The organism is Pontibacter coccineus (assembly GCF_030546575.1).
In the GTDB taxonomy this organism is placed as follows: domain Bacteria; phylum Bacteroidota; class Bacteroidia; order Cytophagales; family Hymenobacteraceae; genus Pontibacter; species Pontibacter coccineus.
In genome coordinates this window covers 25,091-40,474 of the sequence record NZ_JAUOTN010000001.1, presented here as the reverse complement: position 1 = coordinate 40,474, position 15,384 = coordinate 25,091, and the positions used below count along the sequence as shown (strand labels likewise).

The following is a 15,384-nucleotide window of genomic DNA, read 5'->3' as shown; positions in this document are numbered from 1 at the left end:
TGTTGAGTACTAGCTGTCGGAAGGAAGCGCCTTCAATACCCATTCCACTAGTGCATCACAACGCTTGTCACCAAACTCAAATACTTCCTGGTTTAAGGATAAATTAAACAGGACTTCCTTCAGCATGGCTTTGGCACGGTGCAGCCTTACTCTTACATTGCTTTCCGACAGGTTCAGGCACTGGGTCACCTCATCTACAGGCATACCTTCCACCTCACACAGCGTGTACACAGTTCTGTACTTCTCAGGGATGCTATCAATCGCCTTTTCCAGTAATAGTCTTATTTCATTTTGTATAGCAATTTTCTCGGGATTCCTGTGGTTAACTAAGCCTATCAGATTAGACTGGGTCAGCAGAAAAGCGTAGTCTTCATGCTGATCTGCCAGAAGTGAAACAGGTGACAACCGATTTCGCTCACGTAGCTTTGCAAGCGCATTATTTATTCCGATCCGGATGAGCCAGGTAGAGAAGAGGGCATCCTGCCGAAACTGGTGCAGCTTTTCGAAGGCCTTCAGATAGGTATCCTGCATGGTATCTTCCACTTCCTGCTCTTCCTTCAGGTAGCTTCTTATCACCCGGTACAGTTTCTGATTGTGCCGCCGCATAAGTAGTTCATACAACGCATTCTCTCCGGTTAGTATACGGTCAACTACTGCGGCATCGGTAAGGGATGTCTTATCGGCTGCCTGGATACTGTTGATCTCCTTCATAATGTGTTCCTAGATGTTTTTAACATGGTTTTCAGGTTAGATACATTGGCAGCTCAAATGTTACATTATTCTGTAACGATTTTAATTCATTTTCATCTAACCGGTAGCATAGACCAAAATGGAGGACCTTATTATGAACACCTTTACATCAACAGTCACTAATTCACAGCATGCATCACGTCTGCACCACGATCGCCTTGCCACCGTCGTAACACTGTTAAAATATACATATGGGCTGGTGCCTGTTATAGCCGGGCTCGATAAGTTTGCACACCTGCTAACCGACTGGAACAAGTACCTGTCACCTGTAGTGGCTGATATTCTGCCCTTCAGCGCAGCTACCTTTCTGGGCATCGTTGGTGTTATTGAAATTATAGCTGGCGTGCTTGTATTTGTAAAGCCAAAGATTGGAGCCCTGGCCGTAAGCCTGTGGCTTGCAGGCATTGTCCTTAATCTGCTGCTGACAGGCCAGTACTTCGATATTGCTGTTCGTGACCTAGTCATGGCGATTGGAGCTTTCTCACTTTATTTGATGCTTCCATACAGAGGGGAAGCACAGTAATTATGCATATAAACTAACTGGTCCCCCGATTTGTGAGCATGGTAATTGGTATGCAGGCCGGTTGACCTTATGAAAAGTAGCAGCGAAGATGATATTTAGTTTTACCTTTTAATACACTTATTATGGAAAAAGAATCAAACAAACCCGATGACGAAATAGCCGACATCCCTGACTTTCAGCTAAGTGCTGGCCTGCGCGGCTTTCAGTCACTTTACTTCCTGCCAGGCCCCTTCCATGAGCTCAGCTTTACGCCTGTACTGTTATTGGTCGTGCTCTTTTTTTCCAGCCTATTACTGCAGGGCTGCACAAATGATCTGGATGATCCGATGCCAGATCGTGCATTACGCAGTGAAAAAACAAGTGATGCCAGATTCAATATAAAGCCAGTAGCCCTGCAGGTGGTCGCGGACGGGTTTGTTTCTCCCATCGGGCTGGTGGCAGCCCCGGACGAGAGTAAACGGTTATTCGTCATCGATCAAATTGGAAAGATTTGGATCATTGACGCAGACGGCAATACATTACCCGAGCCCTTCCTGAACTTAAGTGACAAAATGGTTAGTTTAAACCCTTCCTATGACGAGCGTGGCCTTTTAGGTCTGGCCTTTCATCCTCAATATGCTACCAACGGGAGGCTCTTTGTCTATTACACTGCACCGCCCCGCTCAGGCGGCCCAGTGCCTGATGCATCCTGGGACAACATTAGCAGGATAGCTGAATACCGTACTTCCCATGCAAATCCAAACCAGGCTGATAGAAACACAGAGATAATAATTCTGGAAGAAGACCAACCACAGGCCAATCATGAAGGTGGAACCATAGCCTTTGGGCCAGATGGATATTTGTATATCTCCATTGGTGATGGCGGTGGAGCTAATGATGTAGGGCCCGGCCATGTGGAAGACTGGTACCCTGTCAACGCCGGGGGTAACGGACAGGATATAGAGGCCAACTTACTGGGTAATATTCTCCGGATCGATGTTAACAGTGGCTCACCTTATAGTATACCCTCTGACAACCCGTTTGTCTCTAAGCCAGGTTTAGATGAAATTTATGCCTACGGCTTCCGCAACCCGTTCCGCTTTTCCTTTGATATGGGAGGGTCAAGGCAACTATTTGTTGGAGATGCCGGACAGAACCTCTGGGAAGAAATAAGTATTGTGGAAAAGGGTGGTAATTATGGCTGGAACGTTAAAGAAGGAACACATTGCTTTAATGCAGCTAATCCACTACAAGTTTTAACTTCCTGCCCCAGTGTGGATGCACTTGGCAACAAGCTTATAGATCCCGTGATCGAACTGAAGAACTGGCTTAACCCAACTGGTGGAAGGGCAACAACAATTATTGGTGGTGAGGTTTATCGTGGGAAAACCATTCCTGGTTTTCATGGCAGGTACATCTTCGGGACCTTTTCTCAGACTCCCACTTCTGCTGACGGAGAACTGTTTATAGCACAACCTGCTGGTCCCCACCTATGGTCATTTCAGGAAATACACGTGGACGGGAGCCAGGAGGACATAGGCTACTACCTGCGGGGTTTTGGAAAAGATTTGGAAGGGGAAGTATATGTGACAGCTTCTTCTGTTTTAGGACCAATTGGCAATACCGGCAAAGTTTTGAAACTGGTGTTAGCTGAAGCAGCAAAAAAGAATCTATAGGTTTAAGTTTTGTGAAGCAATAAACCCGTGCAAAAAGGATTATTCTTTTTGCACGGGTTTATTGCTTAAATGGCTGTAGTGCTTGCAGGTAAGCAGGTTTTTCTATTTTCACCTGGTATCCCAGATGCGTTAATTTACCACTCGCCTTATCAATTTTGAAAGAGTCTATGGTACCGGAATGCTGATTGGCAACAAGTAGCATGCTGCTTCCCTCTACTATCGTGAATTCGCGGGGCCACTCCCCGCCAGAGAGGGTATTCCCGAGGTAAATTAATTTTCCAGTACTTTCATCGATAACGTACCCTGCCAGGCTGTTATGTCCTCGGTTTGAAGCATACAAAAACCTGCCATCTGAAGTTATCCGAATACCACCACACTTGTTCTTTTGTCGATAGCCTTCAGGAAGAGTGGCGACTACCTGTATCTCTGTAAATGTTCCACTAGCCCGATGATAGGCCAGTGCGGTAATGATGGATTCTAACTCATGAATAAGGTATGCGAAATGACCATCAGGGTGAAAGCGCAATTGACGGGGGCCGGTTCCAGGTGTTGATCTGAATGCGACAGTAGACGAATCGGACGAGATTTCATTTTCCTCCGGATTCATTTCATAGCTAAAGACACAATCACTTCCCAGGTCTACCACAAAAATAAAACGTCCGTCGGGGCTTACGGTAATGCAGTGCGGGTGCGATGATGCTTGTCGTTCTTTATTGGAGCCGTTGCCGCGGTGTTGTATGATCTTTGTAGCCTTGTCCAGTTTCCCATCTTCAAGAATGGGAAAAACAGAAATACTGCCTCCATCATAATTCGCAACCAATGCGCTTTTCCTGTTAGGGCTCAATGCAATATATACAGGTAAAGCTCCCTGACTGGAAGTTCTGTTCAACATGGAAAGGAAGCCTGTTTTTTGGTCCACGGCGAATGCGCATACGGCCCCGCTTTCACATCCCTGGTAATTATCAAGCTCATTAACAGCATATAAAAACCGATGCTGTGCATCAAATGCAAAATAAGATGGATTTTCTCCGCCGTTGAACTTCTTTAATAGCGTTAGTTCTCCCGAACTCATATTTAAGCTGTAAAGGAAGATACTATTGGGCTGGTCAGCAGAATAGGTGCCCGCATAGACCAGAAGGGAACTTCTTCCTACAGGGCTGTCATTGCCCTTTACATGTTGTTCTGGCATGCTACTTAAATTCACCTGGTTTTGCACCTTTCCATGTTGCGTCCTTCAGTTGCACAATCATAAGTACTGCTGGCTCCTGACCAATCGTTCCGGATAAATGCCCTTTATGGCCGTTCTGATCTGTCTTTGTGTCCTGATCGCCGCCAAATGAGACGTCCCCGGGGCCCATTTCCACACGTTTACCATCCATCGTTTCCACAAACCACCGACCGGTTAAAGGCACAATCCATTGTGGCTCCGGATTCTCATGCCAGGAGCCAACCCACCCGACTGGCAGCTGCGTGAACAGTACATGTGCATCTGAAGAAAGCAGATGATCGTTCCATTGCGGTGCTGCACCACCTCCAATACTTTCTTTCTGAAAGGAAGTGAGTACTGCTTTTGTTTGCCTGCTTACCCCGTCCTCATCTGTCCAGACATGCCAGTAAGTGAGCGATGGCTTCGTGTTTTCTTTTTCTGGAGTATTTTGCATACGTTGCTTTAAAAGTTGATTTTCCCTCTCGTCGTATCACCCGATCCGGAACAGCATGTGGTCATAGGGTGGAGGCCGATTTTTTATTTTACCCCGAAACAATATCCCTGATGTTGGAAGCAACCCATTCAGGTGACTCCAGAGGGCTCAGATGCCCGACCCGGCTGGTCGTGATCAGGGTTGCCCGTTTTAATACTTGCATCACCTGCTCCTGTATAACTTCAGAAGTGATGACCGGATCATCAGTCGAAGCTAATACTGTAATGGGTACATGCAGCTTGTTTACCTTTTCCGCAATAGAATGACTCATACCCTCTAAAAGCCACCAACGCCACGTATAATGGTCTGTTATGAGTTGCGTATGCACAGCCAGCTCCTGTTGCTCTTTTGTGATGGGACGTTTTATGGCATTTGCAACACTTTGTGCTGCCTCCTGTTTATCCGGGTGGTGGAGCATCCGCTTCTTTTCCCTGGCTGGCATCGGTTCTACAGTTGGGGGCGAAGGTGCTATGAGTATAAGTTGCTGTACAAAATCAGTTCTAGCATCTGCGGCTACCTGCAGGGCTATTTTACAACCCATAGAGTGCCCGATAAGGGTGCATTTTTTGATTTCCAGGTCGTCTAGCTTTGACCTTATAAAATCTGCAAACCCCTGTATAGAAGGTTCTTTTAAAGCTGTGTTTTCTCCAAAACCTGGCAGATCGAAAGCCACACAGCGGTAAGTATCGGACAGCTTTTCTGCCACCCATTTCCAGCTCTCTGCAGACCCGCCGAAATAATGAAGGAAAACAAGCACTTCCCCTTCATGTCCCCACTCTCTCACTGTTTCAATTTCAGCCATATAGTTTTCCCTTCACTGAAGAAAGTATTCTTTAAATACAGTTACCCGAAAGCACTTGCAACTGCGCCCCCGTCAACGCGGTAATTGCTGCCCGTCATGTAACTGGCATGCTCTGAGCATAAAAAGGAAATTACTGCTGCAACTTCCTGTGCGCTGCCCCTGCGGTCAACCACTATGTTTGGACGTTTATTTTTGAGGAACCAACTGATAACCTCATCCATTGACTTGTCTTTTTCCTGAGCCAGCTCTTCCATCATGGCATCTGTCATTGGCGTAGCGATATAAGCCGGGGACACGCAATTGATCATCAACCCTTCTTTGGAATAAGCTCTGGACAAGCATTTTGTAAGGTTAATGATACCAGCTTTGCAGGCGTTATAAGGACTCTCTTCTTCGTAAGGCTGCAGGGCGTTTTCGGAGGCAATGAGCACAATGCGACCCCAGTTTTTTTTCTGCATCTGCGGGATAAAAGCACGGCATACACGAACAGCGCCCATCAGGTCTATGTCAATGGTGTTATACCAGTCTTCATCGCTGAGCTGCAGAAAATCTCCTGCAGCTCCTCGTATGCCGGCACAATTGACGAGAATATCGGCCCCATCCCATTCATCTCTTGTCCTGGCTGCCAGCCGAAGTACATCCTCGTTACTAGTCAGGTCAGCTGTTATCGTTAATACGCGTGTATCCTTGGCAGCTTCTTTCCGGACTGCTTCGCCGGCTTCCCTTAATTCTTTATCTGTCTTATCACTTAAAACTATATTGACGCCTTCTGCTGCCAGCAATTTAGCTGTTGCCAGCCCAATTCCGGAATCCCCGCCTGTAATGACGGCTGTTCGTCCACTTATTTTTAAATCCATAATTTTTAAATCCATGTTTCTTAAACGTTCCTTCATCGTCTCAAATGCTTACTTTGCAACGGAATCTGCTTTAGGAAATGAAGGAGCCATTAATTTCGACCCCGCTAATGTTCCTGAGACCGTTACCTGGCATTCGCTCCAAAGCAGTTCCCTATTTCAGAGGGCCAGGCGGCTGAATTCGGGGTGGTAAAGCGGACAAGTTAGCTGGGGGGCCTGATAGGGACGCTCCATCCTTGCTGATCCGCCAGATGACACCCGTGCCCGGTATTGGAAGAGGGAAGGGGCCTGCCGCTGCCACGTCTCCGTGGATAACACCTATGTCAACCACATATAGCGTTTGCCCGTCAGGTGAGAACCTGGCCTCTACGGGATGCCTTGGGCCTGCTGTTTTAACATGCTCAAAACCTTCAGGCCCTGGAGCACCATTGCTCAGGAAAGGTTCAGCTGCTTTAGTCCCTGGGTCAATGCGCACGACCACATAGCCAGTGGCAGGATGGGGGGCACCGGTAATAGGTGTGGCTGATCCGAACTCTGCTAGGAACATTTGTCCTTTATACCCGAAGCTTTCACTGGAGCTAAAGTCAAATTTAGTGGAAGCTGCATTCTCCGGGCGAGTGAGCCATGGCTGCTCAACGGCAGGGTGTTCCGCCATCAAAAACTTAAGTTTTGGTCCACGTTCAGAGCGGAACTGCGGGTCGGTTACCGGAATGCCGCTGGAGAAGTCCGGATACCCGTACCAGCCATCCTGCCGGATCTGGTAGATGTTGTCTTTGGCATTGGCGACGGGCCTGCTGCCCCTCTCATCATACCCGTTGTCGGTAACGTAGAGCTGGCCATCAGGTCCCCACATCACACCGAATGGGTTACGCAAGCCCCAGGCGTACACTTCCAGGTCTGAGCCGTCTGTGTTCATCCTGAGTATGGTGCCACTTGCTTTTACCTGTCCTTTTATAGTGCGTTTATCTTCTCCAAATGGTTGGAAGCCCCGGGTACGGACCAACAGGGAATTGTCTTTGTTGCGGTTAAAGATGCTGGTAACCGCATAGGATACGTTGCTTCCGAGGCTGAGCAGATTTCCCTGCCGCGCCAATACATTGCCAGGTTGCGGTGTCAGGAAGCTTTCACGGCTTAGTTTGATGTCTTTGGCTGGAATATCATGCACATCCGGCCAAAGCAGGAGCCATATGTAGGGGTAGGCATTGTCTAGGCCCACCACGCCGGCATTGGTTGCCACGCCCTGCCCAAAGTAAATCTTGCCGTCAGGGCCTACTGTCATCTGGTTGTTAAAGTGATCGCCATAACTGGGCAAGCCAGTTACCAGGTCTTTAACAGTTCCATCACGATTAACAGAGGAGATCTTGCCCCTGTGCGAAACATACATGGTGCCCTGGTGCCAGAGAATATCGGTAATAGGCCCCAGGAAACCATCCGCAAACAAGTTCAGCTGCCCGTCAGGCGAAATCCGAAAAATCCGAGCCGGAGCAAAGGGGTCGCCATAGACATAGCCTGCCTCTGCCACATACACATGACCATTTTCATCAAAATCAACACTGGTGGGCCAGTTCAGGTCCTGCATGAAAACTTCAGCCTTGTAGCCTGGCGGAACCTTGGCGGCTATTGCGTCAGGTGCAGGTACCACAGGCATTTCTTTAGTGAGTATACCAACTGGAACTGAGGTCTTTGGAGAAGAACAGGCTGCTACAATTAGGAGAATGAAAAACAAGTAAGCATGATCCTTCATAGTTTTAGAAAGTTAGGTGAGTACTTAATATAATTGCCGGTAAAAGAAAAGCTTATGGTACAATATTCTGTAAATGGAAAGCAATTCCCGATCAATCGATAGGATAGCAGCCCTGTCATCGAGGCGAAAATGCCTCTGGGAAAGTAAGCCCTTGGCCGGGGATACCCTTATCAATTGCCGCCTATGGATTGCCAGTAATCTTGTGTCCATTTTGATTCATACTTAAGCCCTTGCTACAGTTAGATGCCGGAGGAGAAGAAATATTACAGCGCGCTGTAATATTTCTTCTCCTCCGGCATCTAACGTCTATAGGTTGCCTATATTGAAATTAACTATATAATACGTAACTATTTAAATAAGTGGCGATTATGGGAAAAGTTGAATAGCAGATCATCCGGCTATACCCTGGCATAAGCGTATACAAAGGTGTTGTAGCAGAGGTGCATTTTTCTGTCCTGAATGATGGTGAAGTGGCTTCTGTATGAACTCTCATTAGGGTGCAGATGGGTAAAATAACTCCCAATATGAATTGTCGTAATATCTTATATATCATCAAGATCAACTCTCATTTTGACTTCCTATGCAAGTGTTTCAGGCTGATTTAGAAAAGTCTCGTGACTTTATTTATGCGTTGTTTAAAAGAAATGCTTCCCTGGAAGCTAGAGGCTGGCTTGATGAAAAACAGAAGCAGGTAGAAGAAGATAATTCCGGTAAATATCTGTACCTGGCCTTTAGCGCTGCACCACGCTTTGCCGGCAAGAAAGTGTTGCAGCTGGAGCCTGCAGATTTAGCTAATGCCAATGAACTGCGGCCCGGATTTGATCCATCTGTCTGGACAACAGCCCAGACAGCACGTACACTCCTTCTACTCTCGATTCCGCATCAGGACCAACCTGTATTTTTACACAAGCTGAACCAGCTCTTTGCCACGGCTGAAATGAGTGAACTGGTGGCCTTATATGCCAGCCTGCCGCTACTTCCTTATCCTGAAGCCTATAAACTCAGAGCGGCTGAAGGAATCAGGACGAACATGGGCACTGTGTTCGAAGCGATTGCCCTGAATAATCCGTACTCTGCCGATTACCTGGAGGAGGGCGCCTGGAACCAGATGGTGCTGAAGACTGTGTTTGTAGGGAAGCCTCTATACCGCATTTATGGCCTGGAAAAGAGAAGCAACCCAACGCTTGCCCGCATCCTGTCAGATTACGCCCATGAGCGCTGGGCGGCAGGACGCACCGTCACACCAGAACTATGGCGGCCGGTGGGGCCTTTCCTGGATGAGGTACTGCTGGAAGACATCAAGAAAGTTTTTTCTCATCCTGACCAGATTCAGCAGGAAGCAGCTGCTTTGGCCTGCGCACAGGGCAGCCTCACTCAGTCAAAGGAGCTGCTGGATGCCCATCCTATTCTTAAAAATAAGATAGAAACCGGAGAGTTGAACTGGCATTATATCGGCAGCAACTCTTTACCTGCAAATTAACCTAACGTTTCATCCCATGACAGCAGCAAACATGATGTTCATTGATCCGCACATTCACATGACATCCCGAACTACGGACGATTACACCCGAATGCGGAGGGCGGGCATCGTCGCCGTTATTGAACCGTCTTTCTGGCTGGGGCAGCCGCGTACTGAAGTGGGTTCTTATAAAGACTACTTCAGCAGCTTGCTGGGTTGGGAGCGATTCAGGGCAAGCCAGTTTGGTATCAAGCATTTCTGCACAATTGGGCTTAATTCTAAAGAAGCCAACAACGAAGCGCTGGCCGAGCAGGTGATGGAAATTCTGCCTTTGTTTGTTCTCAAAGAAGGTGTAGTGGGAGTCGGCGAGATCGGGTACGACGACCAGACTGCTGCTGAAGACAAGTACTACCGGCTACAGCTTGATCTGGCAAAAGAGGTAGGACTGCCGGTACAGATCCATACACCACACCGCGATAAAAAGGCAGGTACGATCCGGAGCATGGAAGTAGCCATGGAACATAGTGTTAAGCCGCACATGGTGATTGTAGACCATAACAACGAAGAGACCGTGAGAGACACCCTGGAGCGAGGCTTTTGGGCTGCCTTCACCATTTACCCTAACTCTAAAATGGGTAACGAGCGGATGGTGGAGATCGTGAAGCAGTACGGCACGGAGCGAATCATCGTGAACAGCTCGGCAGACTGGGGGGTAAGTGATCCGCTAGCGGTTCCTAAAACAGCATCCCTAATGCTGGAAAGAGGCATACCGGCTGAAGATGTTCACAAGGTCTGCTACCAGAATGCACTGGACGCTTTCGGGCAGAGTGGTCAGATGAACGAGTCGGACTGGTTACAGCCAGCCAGTGTGGATCAGCGCGGTAAGTTCCTGGATAATTCTGTTCTAAGAGGCGGGCAGACACCTGTAGTCGGGGAGATAGAAGTGGACAAGGAACTGGAAGATAACATCGTAAAGTAATGGACGTGCGAGCCTACCTTAGATTGATGCGACCAGCCAATATCGTGACCGCCATCGCCGACATTCTGATGGGGTTTGCTGCGTCAGGGGCCTTGCTCTCTCTAACTGCTGGCGAAAGCAGCTCTTTTTCTTTTTTAGGCCTGCTGCCGCTCTTATGGCTGGTGCTCGCTACCATCGGGCTATATGGAGGGGGCGTTGTTCTTAATGATGTTTTCGACGCAGACCTTGACAGACAGGAGCGGCCTGAAAGGCCTATCCCGAGCGGTGGAGCCACCGTTTCGGGAGCTGCCACTCTAGGGGCTATATTATTGGCAGGGGGGATACTCGCTGCCTGGCAGGTATCGGAACTCAGCGCTTTTATCGCCTTTGCTATTGCCGCCTGTGCCCTTTTGTACGACTGGAAAGGCAAGCACCATGTGATACTAGGCCCTCTTAATATGGGAGCCTGCAGAGGAGGAAACTTACTTCTGGGCATCAGTGCCATACCGGCTGCCGTAGAGCAGTTCTGGTACCTGGCGTTAATTCCGATTGTCTATATTTCCGCTATTACGATGGTGAGTCGCGGTGAAGTGCATGGGGGCAGCAGCTCTGCTTTAAAGGGAGCTGTCTTGTTATACGCGCTGGTAATAGGCGGCATTTTAAGCTTAACTTTCTTACCACAGTTTAACGTTTTGTACAGCCTGCCTTTTTTGCTGCTGTTTGCCTATCTTATTTTTCCGCCACTTTTCAAAGCCATGCCTGCTAAAGAGCCTGTCTCTATCATGAAAGCAGTTAAAGCAGGCGTCCTGGCGCTCATTGTCATGAATGCAAGCATGGCGGCAGGTTTTGCCGGCTGGCAATACGGGCTTTTGGTGCTCCTGCTTCTGCCTGTGTCCCGGTTCATCGCCAAAAACTTTGCCGTCACCTAAATCCTGAAAAGCGGCATCTACATAAGCTCTTTCCTATGAGATCTATTTCACAAGAATTTAAGGTACCCTTTACCTACAGCGTCTTTTTTACAGAAGGTGTTTTCAATAAAGAAAATACCCTGCTTGCCGATATTGTAAAGCAAAAAAAAAGCGGCGCTGCTCCCGCTAAAGTGTTTTATGTGTTGGATGAAGGCGTAGCAAAGGCACACCCCGGTTTAGCTTTTCAGATAGCGTCCTATTCCGCCCATCATGCTGATAGCATGACCGCTCTTGCTGCCCCGTTGATAATACCAGGCGGAGAAGAGGCTAAAAATGACCCGGCTCTGTTGAACCGGGTGTTGGAAGCTATCAATCAGTTAGGGGTTTGCAGGCATTCTTACCTGCTTGCAATCGGAGGCGGTGCCGTGCTGGACATGGTAGGTTTTGCAGCCGCTACGGCACATCGCGGCATTCGCCACATACGTATTCCTACCACGGTGCTGTCTCAAAACGATTCCGGTGTAGGCGTGAAGAACAGCATGAATGCTTTCGGTAAGAAGAATTTCCTGGGCACTTTTGCACCACCATACGGGGTGATTAATGATAGCCGGTTTTTACTGACGTTAGAAGACCGTGACTGGCGTAGTGGCATTGCGGAGGCCGTGAAAGTAGCGCTCATAAAAGATGCCGCTTTTTATGAACGGATAAAGCAGGATGCCGCGAAACTGGCTGCCAGGGAAATGGAACCGATGCAGGATCTGATCTTCCGTTGTGCTGAAATGCATGTGGAGCACATCGGCGGCGGTGACCCCTTTGAGTTCGGCTCTTCAAGACCGCTGGACTTTGGACACTGGGCCGCTCATAAGCTGGAACAGATGACCAATTACAGGCTGCGCCACGGCGAGGCTGTTGCCATTGGTATTGCCCTGGACGTCACGTATTCTAAACTGGCCGGAATGCTGAGCGAGTGTGAATGCAACAGTATTCTGAATCTTCTTTGCGACCTTGGCTTCACTATTTATGTGCCGGAGCTCTCACAAAGAATGGATAACCCAGCCAAAAAGCTGCACATTCTGCAGGGCCTGCAGGAGTTCCGGGAACATCTGGGTGGTCAGTTAACGATTATGCTGCTTCAGAAAATAGGTGTTGGTGTAGAAGTGCACCACCTGGATGAAGCGCTGCTCATAGAAACTGTGAACCAGTTGCAACAATGGCGACCTGCCAGGGTACTGGCCGCAACCACATAAGCTATTTAGTACGCTGTAAGCTTTGATAATGCACATAAGCAACCACCTACATCTGTCTTATTGTACCAACATTCACCCTGGTGAAACCTGGGAAGAAGTTTTAAAGAGTTTAAAAGAATACCTGCCAACACTTAAAAAAAATCTTTCCCCCAACCAGCCTTTTGGTATAGGACTGCGTCTTTCAGATCTAGCAAGCAGAGAGCTGGCCGAACAGCAATCCCTTGCTGATTTTCAGGAGTGGCTGACCAAAAACGGGCTGTATGTCTATACGATGAATGGCTTTCCTTACGGAGGATTTCATAAACAGGTGGTGAAAGACCAGGTACACAAGCCGGACTGGACAACCCATGACAGGTTGGAGTACACCAAACGGCTGGCAGGTATACTCGCGGTGTTGCTTCCAGCAGGGATGGAAGGAGGAATCTCCACATCGCCACTTTCCTATAAGCCCTGGCATCATAGTCAAGACCAAACAGATGCAGTACTCTCCGCTGCTACGGAGAACCTGCTGGAGCTGGTAGTTTTTCTGCTGCAGCTGAAGCACAAGACAGGAAAGACCATTCATGTGGATCTGGAGCCCGAACCAGACGGATTGCTTGAGAACAGCGATGAGGTGATCCATTATTTCAATGATTGGCTGCTAGCGAAAGGAATTGACAAGTTGACTCAAGCTAATTTATTGAACTCAACTAAGGCGAGGGAAGCGATAGTAGCACATATACAGGTATGTTATGATGTTTGCCACTTTGCTCTTGCCTATGAAAACCCTTCAGAAGCCTTCCTTAAATTTTCATCTGCAGGTATCAGAGTAGGGAAGGTACAACTAAGCGCGGCCTTAAAAGTTAAAGTGCCTACTGATACCTACGGCAAAGCGGTACTGCGTGAAAAGCTTCTGCCTTTTGCTGAGTCTACTTACCTGCACCAGGTGGTGGCACAGCACCCTGATGGTTCCCTTAGTCACTATACAGATCTTGCCCTGGCCTTAGCTGTTATTCAGAAAACAGAGGCAAGGGAGTGGAGGATTCACTTTCATGTGCCGGTTTTTACGGATTCCTATAACGGATTACAATCGACCCGGGAAGATGTTCAGCAGGTTTTGGCTCTACTGGAGAAAGAGCGTATTACGAACCACCTGGAAGTCGAAACTTATACCTGGGATGTTTTGCCCGATGGGCTGAAAACAGACCTGGCGCATTCTATCCGGCGTGAGCTGGAGTGGGTAATTGAAACAATAAACGAGAAGCAAGATGCAAAAGACGGTCGTCATTAACGTGGTGGGGCTCACGCAGTCGCTTATAGGTAACCATACTCCATTTCTGGCAGAGTGGTCATCGCATAAAGCGAATGGGGCTGCCATACACCCTGTGTTCCCTGCCGTCACCTGTACAGCACAGGCTACCTACCTGACCGGTAAAACGCCGCTGGAGCACGGCATCGTGGGCAATGGCTGGTACTTCCGGGACGAATGCGAAATAAAATTCTGGCGACAGTCGAACAAACTGGTGCAGGCTGATAAAGTTTGGGAAGCAGCTAAAAAAGCGGACCCGTCTTTCACCTGTGCCAATATGTGCTGGTGGTACAACATGTACTCTTCTGTTGATTACGCAGTTACACCACGGCCACAGTACCTGGCAGACGGGCGCAAGCTGCCTGACTGCTACACGCATCCTGCCAGCCTGCGCGACACCTTGCAGCAAAAGCTCGGCACCTTTCCTTTGTTCAGTTACTGGGGCCCAAAAACTTCCATCAAATCAAGTAAGTGGATCGCGAATGCGTCCATCCTAACGGACGAACTGTATGACCCCACGCTTACGCTCATCTATTTGCCTCACCTGGATTACAACCTGCAACGCCTGGGCCCTGGGAACCCGCGCATTGCCACCGATCTGCATGAAATTGATACTGTTTGCGCAAAACTGATCACCTATTATGAATCAAGAGGGGCTAATATAATTGTGCTGTCAGAGTATGGTATTTCAGCAGTGAACCAAGCAGTTCACTTAAACAGAACGCTGCGCGAACATGGTCTGATCGCCCTGCGCGAAGAGCGTGGCCTGGAACTGTTGGATGCAGGCGCCAGCGAAGCCTTTGCCGTGGCAGACCACCAGGTGGCGCACATCTATATAAAGGATAAGAACCGGGAGGGGGAGGTGAAAAGGCTCATCGAACAGGTGCCGGGTGTGGGAGAGGTGTTGGCAGGAAGTGAGCGGAACAAGTATAGCCTGGGCCATGAGCGTTGCGGAGAACTGGTGGCAGTAGCCAGCAAAAATGCCTGGTTTACCTACTATTATTGGCTGGATGATAAAAAGGCTCCGGACTTTGCCCGAACGGTAGAGATACATAAAAAGCCTGGATACGACCCGGTTGAAATGTTTGTAGACCCGAAAATAAAGTTCTTGCTGCCGTTAGTAGCAGCTAAACTTCTTAAGAAGAAACTTGGCTTGAGAACCCTGATGGACATCATTCCGCTCGATGCCACGCTTGTTAGAGGTTCCCATGGTCGTATTCCCGAGGAGAAAGAAGAATGGCCTGTCTTTCTGTCTAATAAGAGCGAATTGGTCCCTTTTACAGGCATACAGGCAACAGATGTTTATGACCTCATTCTCCAGCACCTGGGCGTAAAACAGGAGCAGGAAGTAAAGTCAAAGCATCAGGCCAGCCCATTGATAAGCTGAACCACCTGTACTTTTACAAGCACTTGATTCTGGAATTCTGAATTTTATCTTATGCCCTCTACTACTTCGGATATTCTTGTGACACCCCGGAATCACCCTCAGGAGGAGG

The 15,384-nt window shown here is 48.5% G+C and carries 14 protein-coding genes; 8 read left to right on the top strand and 6 right to left on the bottom strand.

What is annotated here, in order from left to right; translation table 11 throughout:
• Positions 1-9 precede the first annotated feature (9 nt).
• Positions 10-711: an RNA polymerase sigma factor gene (locus Q4E40_RS00175; RefSeq protein ID WP_303409371.1), complete on the bottom strand. Its 702-nt coding sequence runs from the start codon at positions 709-711 to the stop codon at positions 10-12.
• Positions 712-844: 133 nt separating this feature from the next.
• Between Q4E40_RS00175 and Q4E40_RS00170 the strand changes: the two genes are divergently transcribed.
• Together Q4E40_RS00170 and Q4E40_RS00165 are read left to right on the top strand one after the other, a co-directional pair.
• Positions 845-1,273 carry a tRNA (5-methylaminomethyl-2-thiouridylate)-methyltransferase gene (locus Q4E40_RS00170; RefSeq protein WP_303409370.1) on the top strand — a complete coding sequence of 143 codons (429 nt, stop codon included), beginning with the start codon at positions 845-847 and terminating at the stop codon, positions 1,271-1,273.
• Positions 1,274-1,395: 122 nt separating this feature from the next.
• Positions 1,396-2,928 (top strand): PQQ-dependent sugar dehydrogenase, encoded by a 1,533-nt coding sequence (locus tag Q4E40_RS00165; protein ID WP_303409369.1) that lies wholly within the window; start codon positions 1,396-1,398, stop codon positions 2,926-2,928.
• A 58-nt stretch (positions 2,929-2,986) separates the two neighbouring features.
• On the opposite strand, the gene Q4E40_RS00160 is transcribed toward Q4E40_RS00165, so the two are convergent.
• The 5 genes from Q4E40_RS00160 to Q4E40_RS00140 form a co-directional block, all read right to left on the bottom strand.
• A complete protein-coding gene (locus Q4E40_RS00160; RefSeq protein ID WP_303409368.1) occupies positions 2,987-4,117 on the bottom strand; it encodes a lactonase family protein in 1,131 nt (376 codons plus the stop codon).
• A gap of 1 nt (position 4,118) precedes the next feature.
• Complete coding sequence (locus Q4E40_RS00155) at positions 4,119-4,589, bottom strand: cupin domain-containing protein (RefSeq protein WP_303409367.1); 471 nt, start codon at positions 4,587-4,589, stop codon at positions 4,119-4,121.
• Between the two features lie 88 nt (positions 4,590-4,677).
• Positions 4,678-5,430 carry an alpha/beta fold hydrolase gene (locus Q4E40_RS00150; RefSeq protein WP_303409366.1) on the bottom strand — a complete coding sequence of 251 codons (753 nt, stop codon included), beginning with the start codon at positions 5,428-5,430 and terminating at the stop codon, positions 4,678-4,680.
• Positions 5,431-5,471: 41 nt separating this feature from the next.
• Complete coding sequence (locus tag Q4E40_RS00145; RefSeq protein WP_303409365.1) at positions 5,472-6,323, bottom strand: SDR family NAD(P)-dependent oxidoreductase; 852 nt, start codon at positions 6,321-6,323, stop codon at positions 5,472-5,474.
• Between the two features lie 115 nt (positions 6,324-6,438).
• Positions 6,439-8,028, bottom strand: coding sequence for a PQQ-dependent sugar dehydrogenase (locus tag Q4E40_RS00140; RefSeq protein WP_303409364.1), 1,590 nt, complete (start codon positions 8,026-8,028; stop codon positions 6,439-6,441).
• Positions 8,029-8,608: 580 nt separating this feature from the next.
• Here Q4E40_RS00140 and Q4E40_RS00135 point away from each other — a divergent pair.
• Genes Q4E40_RS00135 through Q4E40_RS00110 form a run of 6 tightly spaced genes read left to right on the top strand, consistent with a single transcriptional unit; the run spans position 8,609 to position 15,275 of the window.
• Positions 8,609-9,508 (top strand): EboA domain-containing protein, encoded by a 900-nt coding sequence (locus tag Q4E40_RS00135; RefSeq protein WP_303409363.1) that lies wholly within the window; start codon positions 8,609-8,611, stop codon positions 9,506-9,508.
• 16 nt (positions 9,509-9,524) lie between these two features.
• Complete coding sequence (locus Q4E40_RS00130) at positions 9,525-10,466, top strand: TatD family hydrolase (protein WP_303409362.1); 942 nt, start codon at positions 9,525-9,527, stop codon at positions 10,464-10,466.
• Positions 10,466-11,374, top strand: a complete 909-nt coding sequence (gene eboC, locus Q4E40_RS00125; RefSeq protein WP_303409361.1) for a UbiA-like protein EboC — start codon at positions 10,466-10,468, stop codon at positions 11,372-11,374. Before Q4E40_RS00130 ends, eboC begins: the two co-directional genes overlap by 1 nt.
• A complete protein-coding gene (locus Q4E40_RS00120) occupies positions 11,299-12,600 on the top strand; it encodes a 3-dehydroquinate synthase (RefSeq protein ID WP_368411159.1) in 1,302 nt (433 codons plus the stop codon). The genes eboC and Q4E40_RS00120 overlap by 76 nt, the downstream gene beginning before the upstream one ends.
• A 28-nt stretch (positions 12,601-12,628) precedes the next feature.
• A complete protein-coding gene (eboE, locus tag Q4E40_RS00115) occupies positions 12,629-13,870 on the top strand; it encodes a metabolite traffic protein EboE (RefSeq protein ID WP_303409360.1) in 1,242 nt (413 codons plus the stop codon).
• Entirely contained in the window at positions 13,848-15,275 is a 1,428-nt protein-coding gene (locus tag Q4E40_RS00110; protein ID WP_303409359.1) for an alkaline phosphatase family protein, read from the top strand. Before eboE ends, Q4E40_RS00110 begins: the two co-directional genes overlap by 23 nt.
• The last annotated feature ends 109 nt before the right edge of the window (positions 15,276-15,384 follow it).

Bases quoted from the DNA above. Each gene is read 5' to 3' on its own strand.
- Q4E40_RS00175 (WP_303409371.1), bottom strand. From the start codon at position 711: ATGAAGGAGATCAACAGTATCCAGGCAGCCGATAAGACATCCCTTACC.
- Q4E40_RS00170 (WP_303409370.1), top strand. From the start codon at position 845: ATGAACACCTTTACATCAACAGTCACTAATTCACAGCATGCATCACGT.
- Q4E40_RS00165 (WP_303409369.1), top strand. From the start codon at position 1,396: ATGGAAAAAGAATCAAACAAACCCGATGACGAAATAGCCGACATCCCT.
- Q4E40_RS00160 (WP_303409368.1), bottom strand. From the start codon at position 4,117: ATGCCAGAACAACATGTAAAGGGCAATGACAGCCCTGTAGGAAGAAGT.
- Q4E40_RS00155 (WP_303409367.1), bottom strand. From the start codon at position 4,589: ATGCAAAATACTCCAGAAAAAGAAAACACGAAGCCATCGCTCACTTAC.
- Q4E40_RS00150 (WP_303409366.1), bottom strand. From the start codon at position 5,430: ATGGCTGAAATTGAAACAGTGAGAGAGTGGGGACATGAAGGGGAAGTG.
- Q4E40_RS00145 (WP_303409365.1), bottom strand. From the start codon at position 6,323: ATGAAGGAACGTTTAAGAAACATGGATTTAAAAATTATGGATTTAAAA.
- Q4E40_RS00140 (WP_303409364.1), bottom strand. From the start codon at position 8,028: ATGAAGGATCATGCTTACTTGTTTTTCATTCTCCTAATTGTAGCAGCC.
- Q4E40_RS00135 (WP_303409363.1), top strand. From the start codon at position 8,609: ATGCAAGTGTTTCAGGCTGATTTAGAAAAGTCTCGTGACTTTATTTAT.
- Q4E40_RS00130 (WP_303409362.1), top strand. From the start codon at position 9,525: ATGACAGCAGCAAACATGATGTTCATTGATCCGCACATTCACATGACA.
- eboC (WP_303409361.1), top strand. From the start codon at position 10,466: ATGGACGTGCGAGCCTACCTTAGATTGATGCGACCAGCCAATATCGTG.
- eboE (WP_303409360.1), top strand. From the start codon at position 12,629: ATGCACATAAGCAACCACCTACATCTGTCTTATTGTACCAACATTCAC.
- Q4E40_RS00110 (WP_303409359.1), top strand. From the start codon at position 13,848: ATGCAAAAGACGGTCGTCATTAACGTGGTGGGGCTCACGCAGTCGCTT.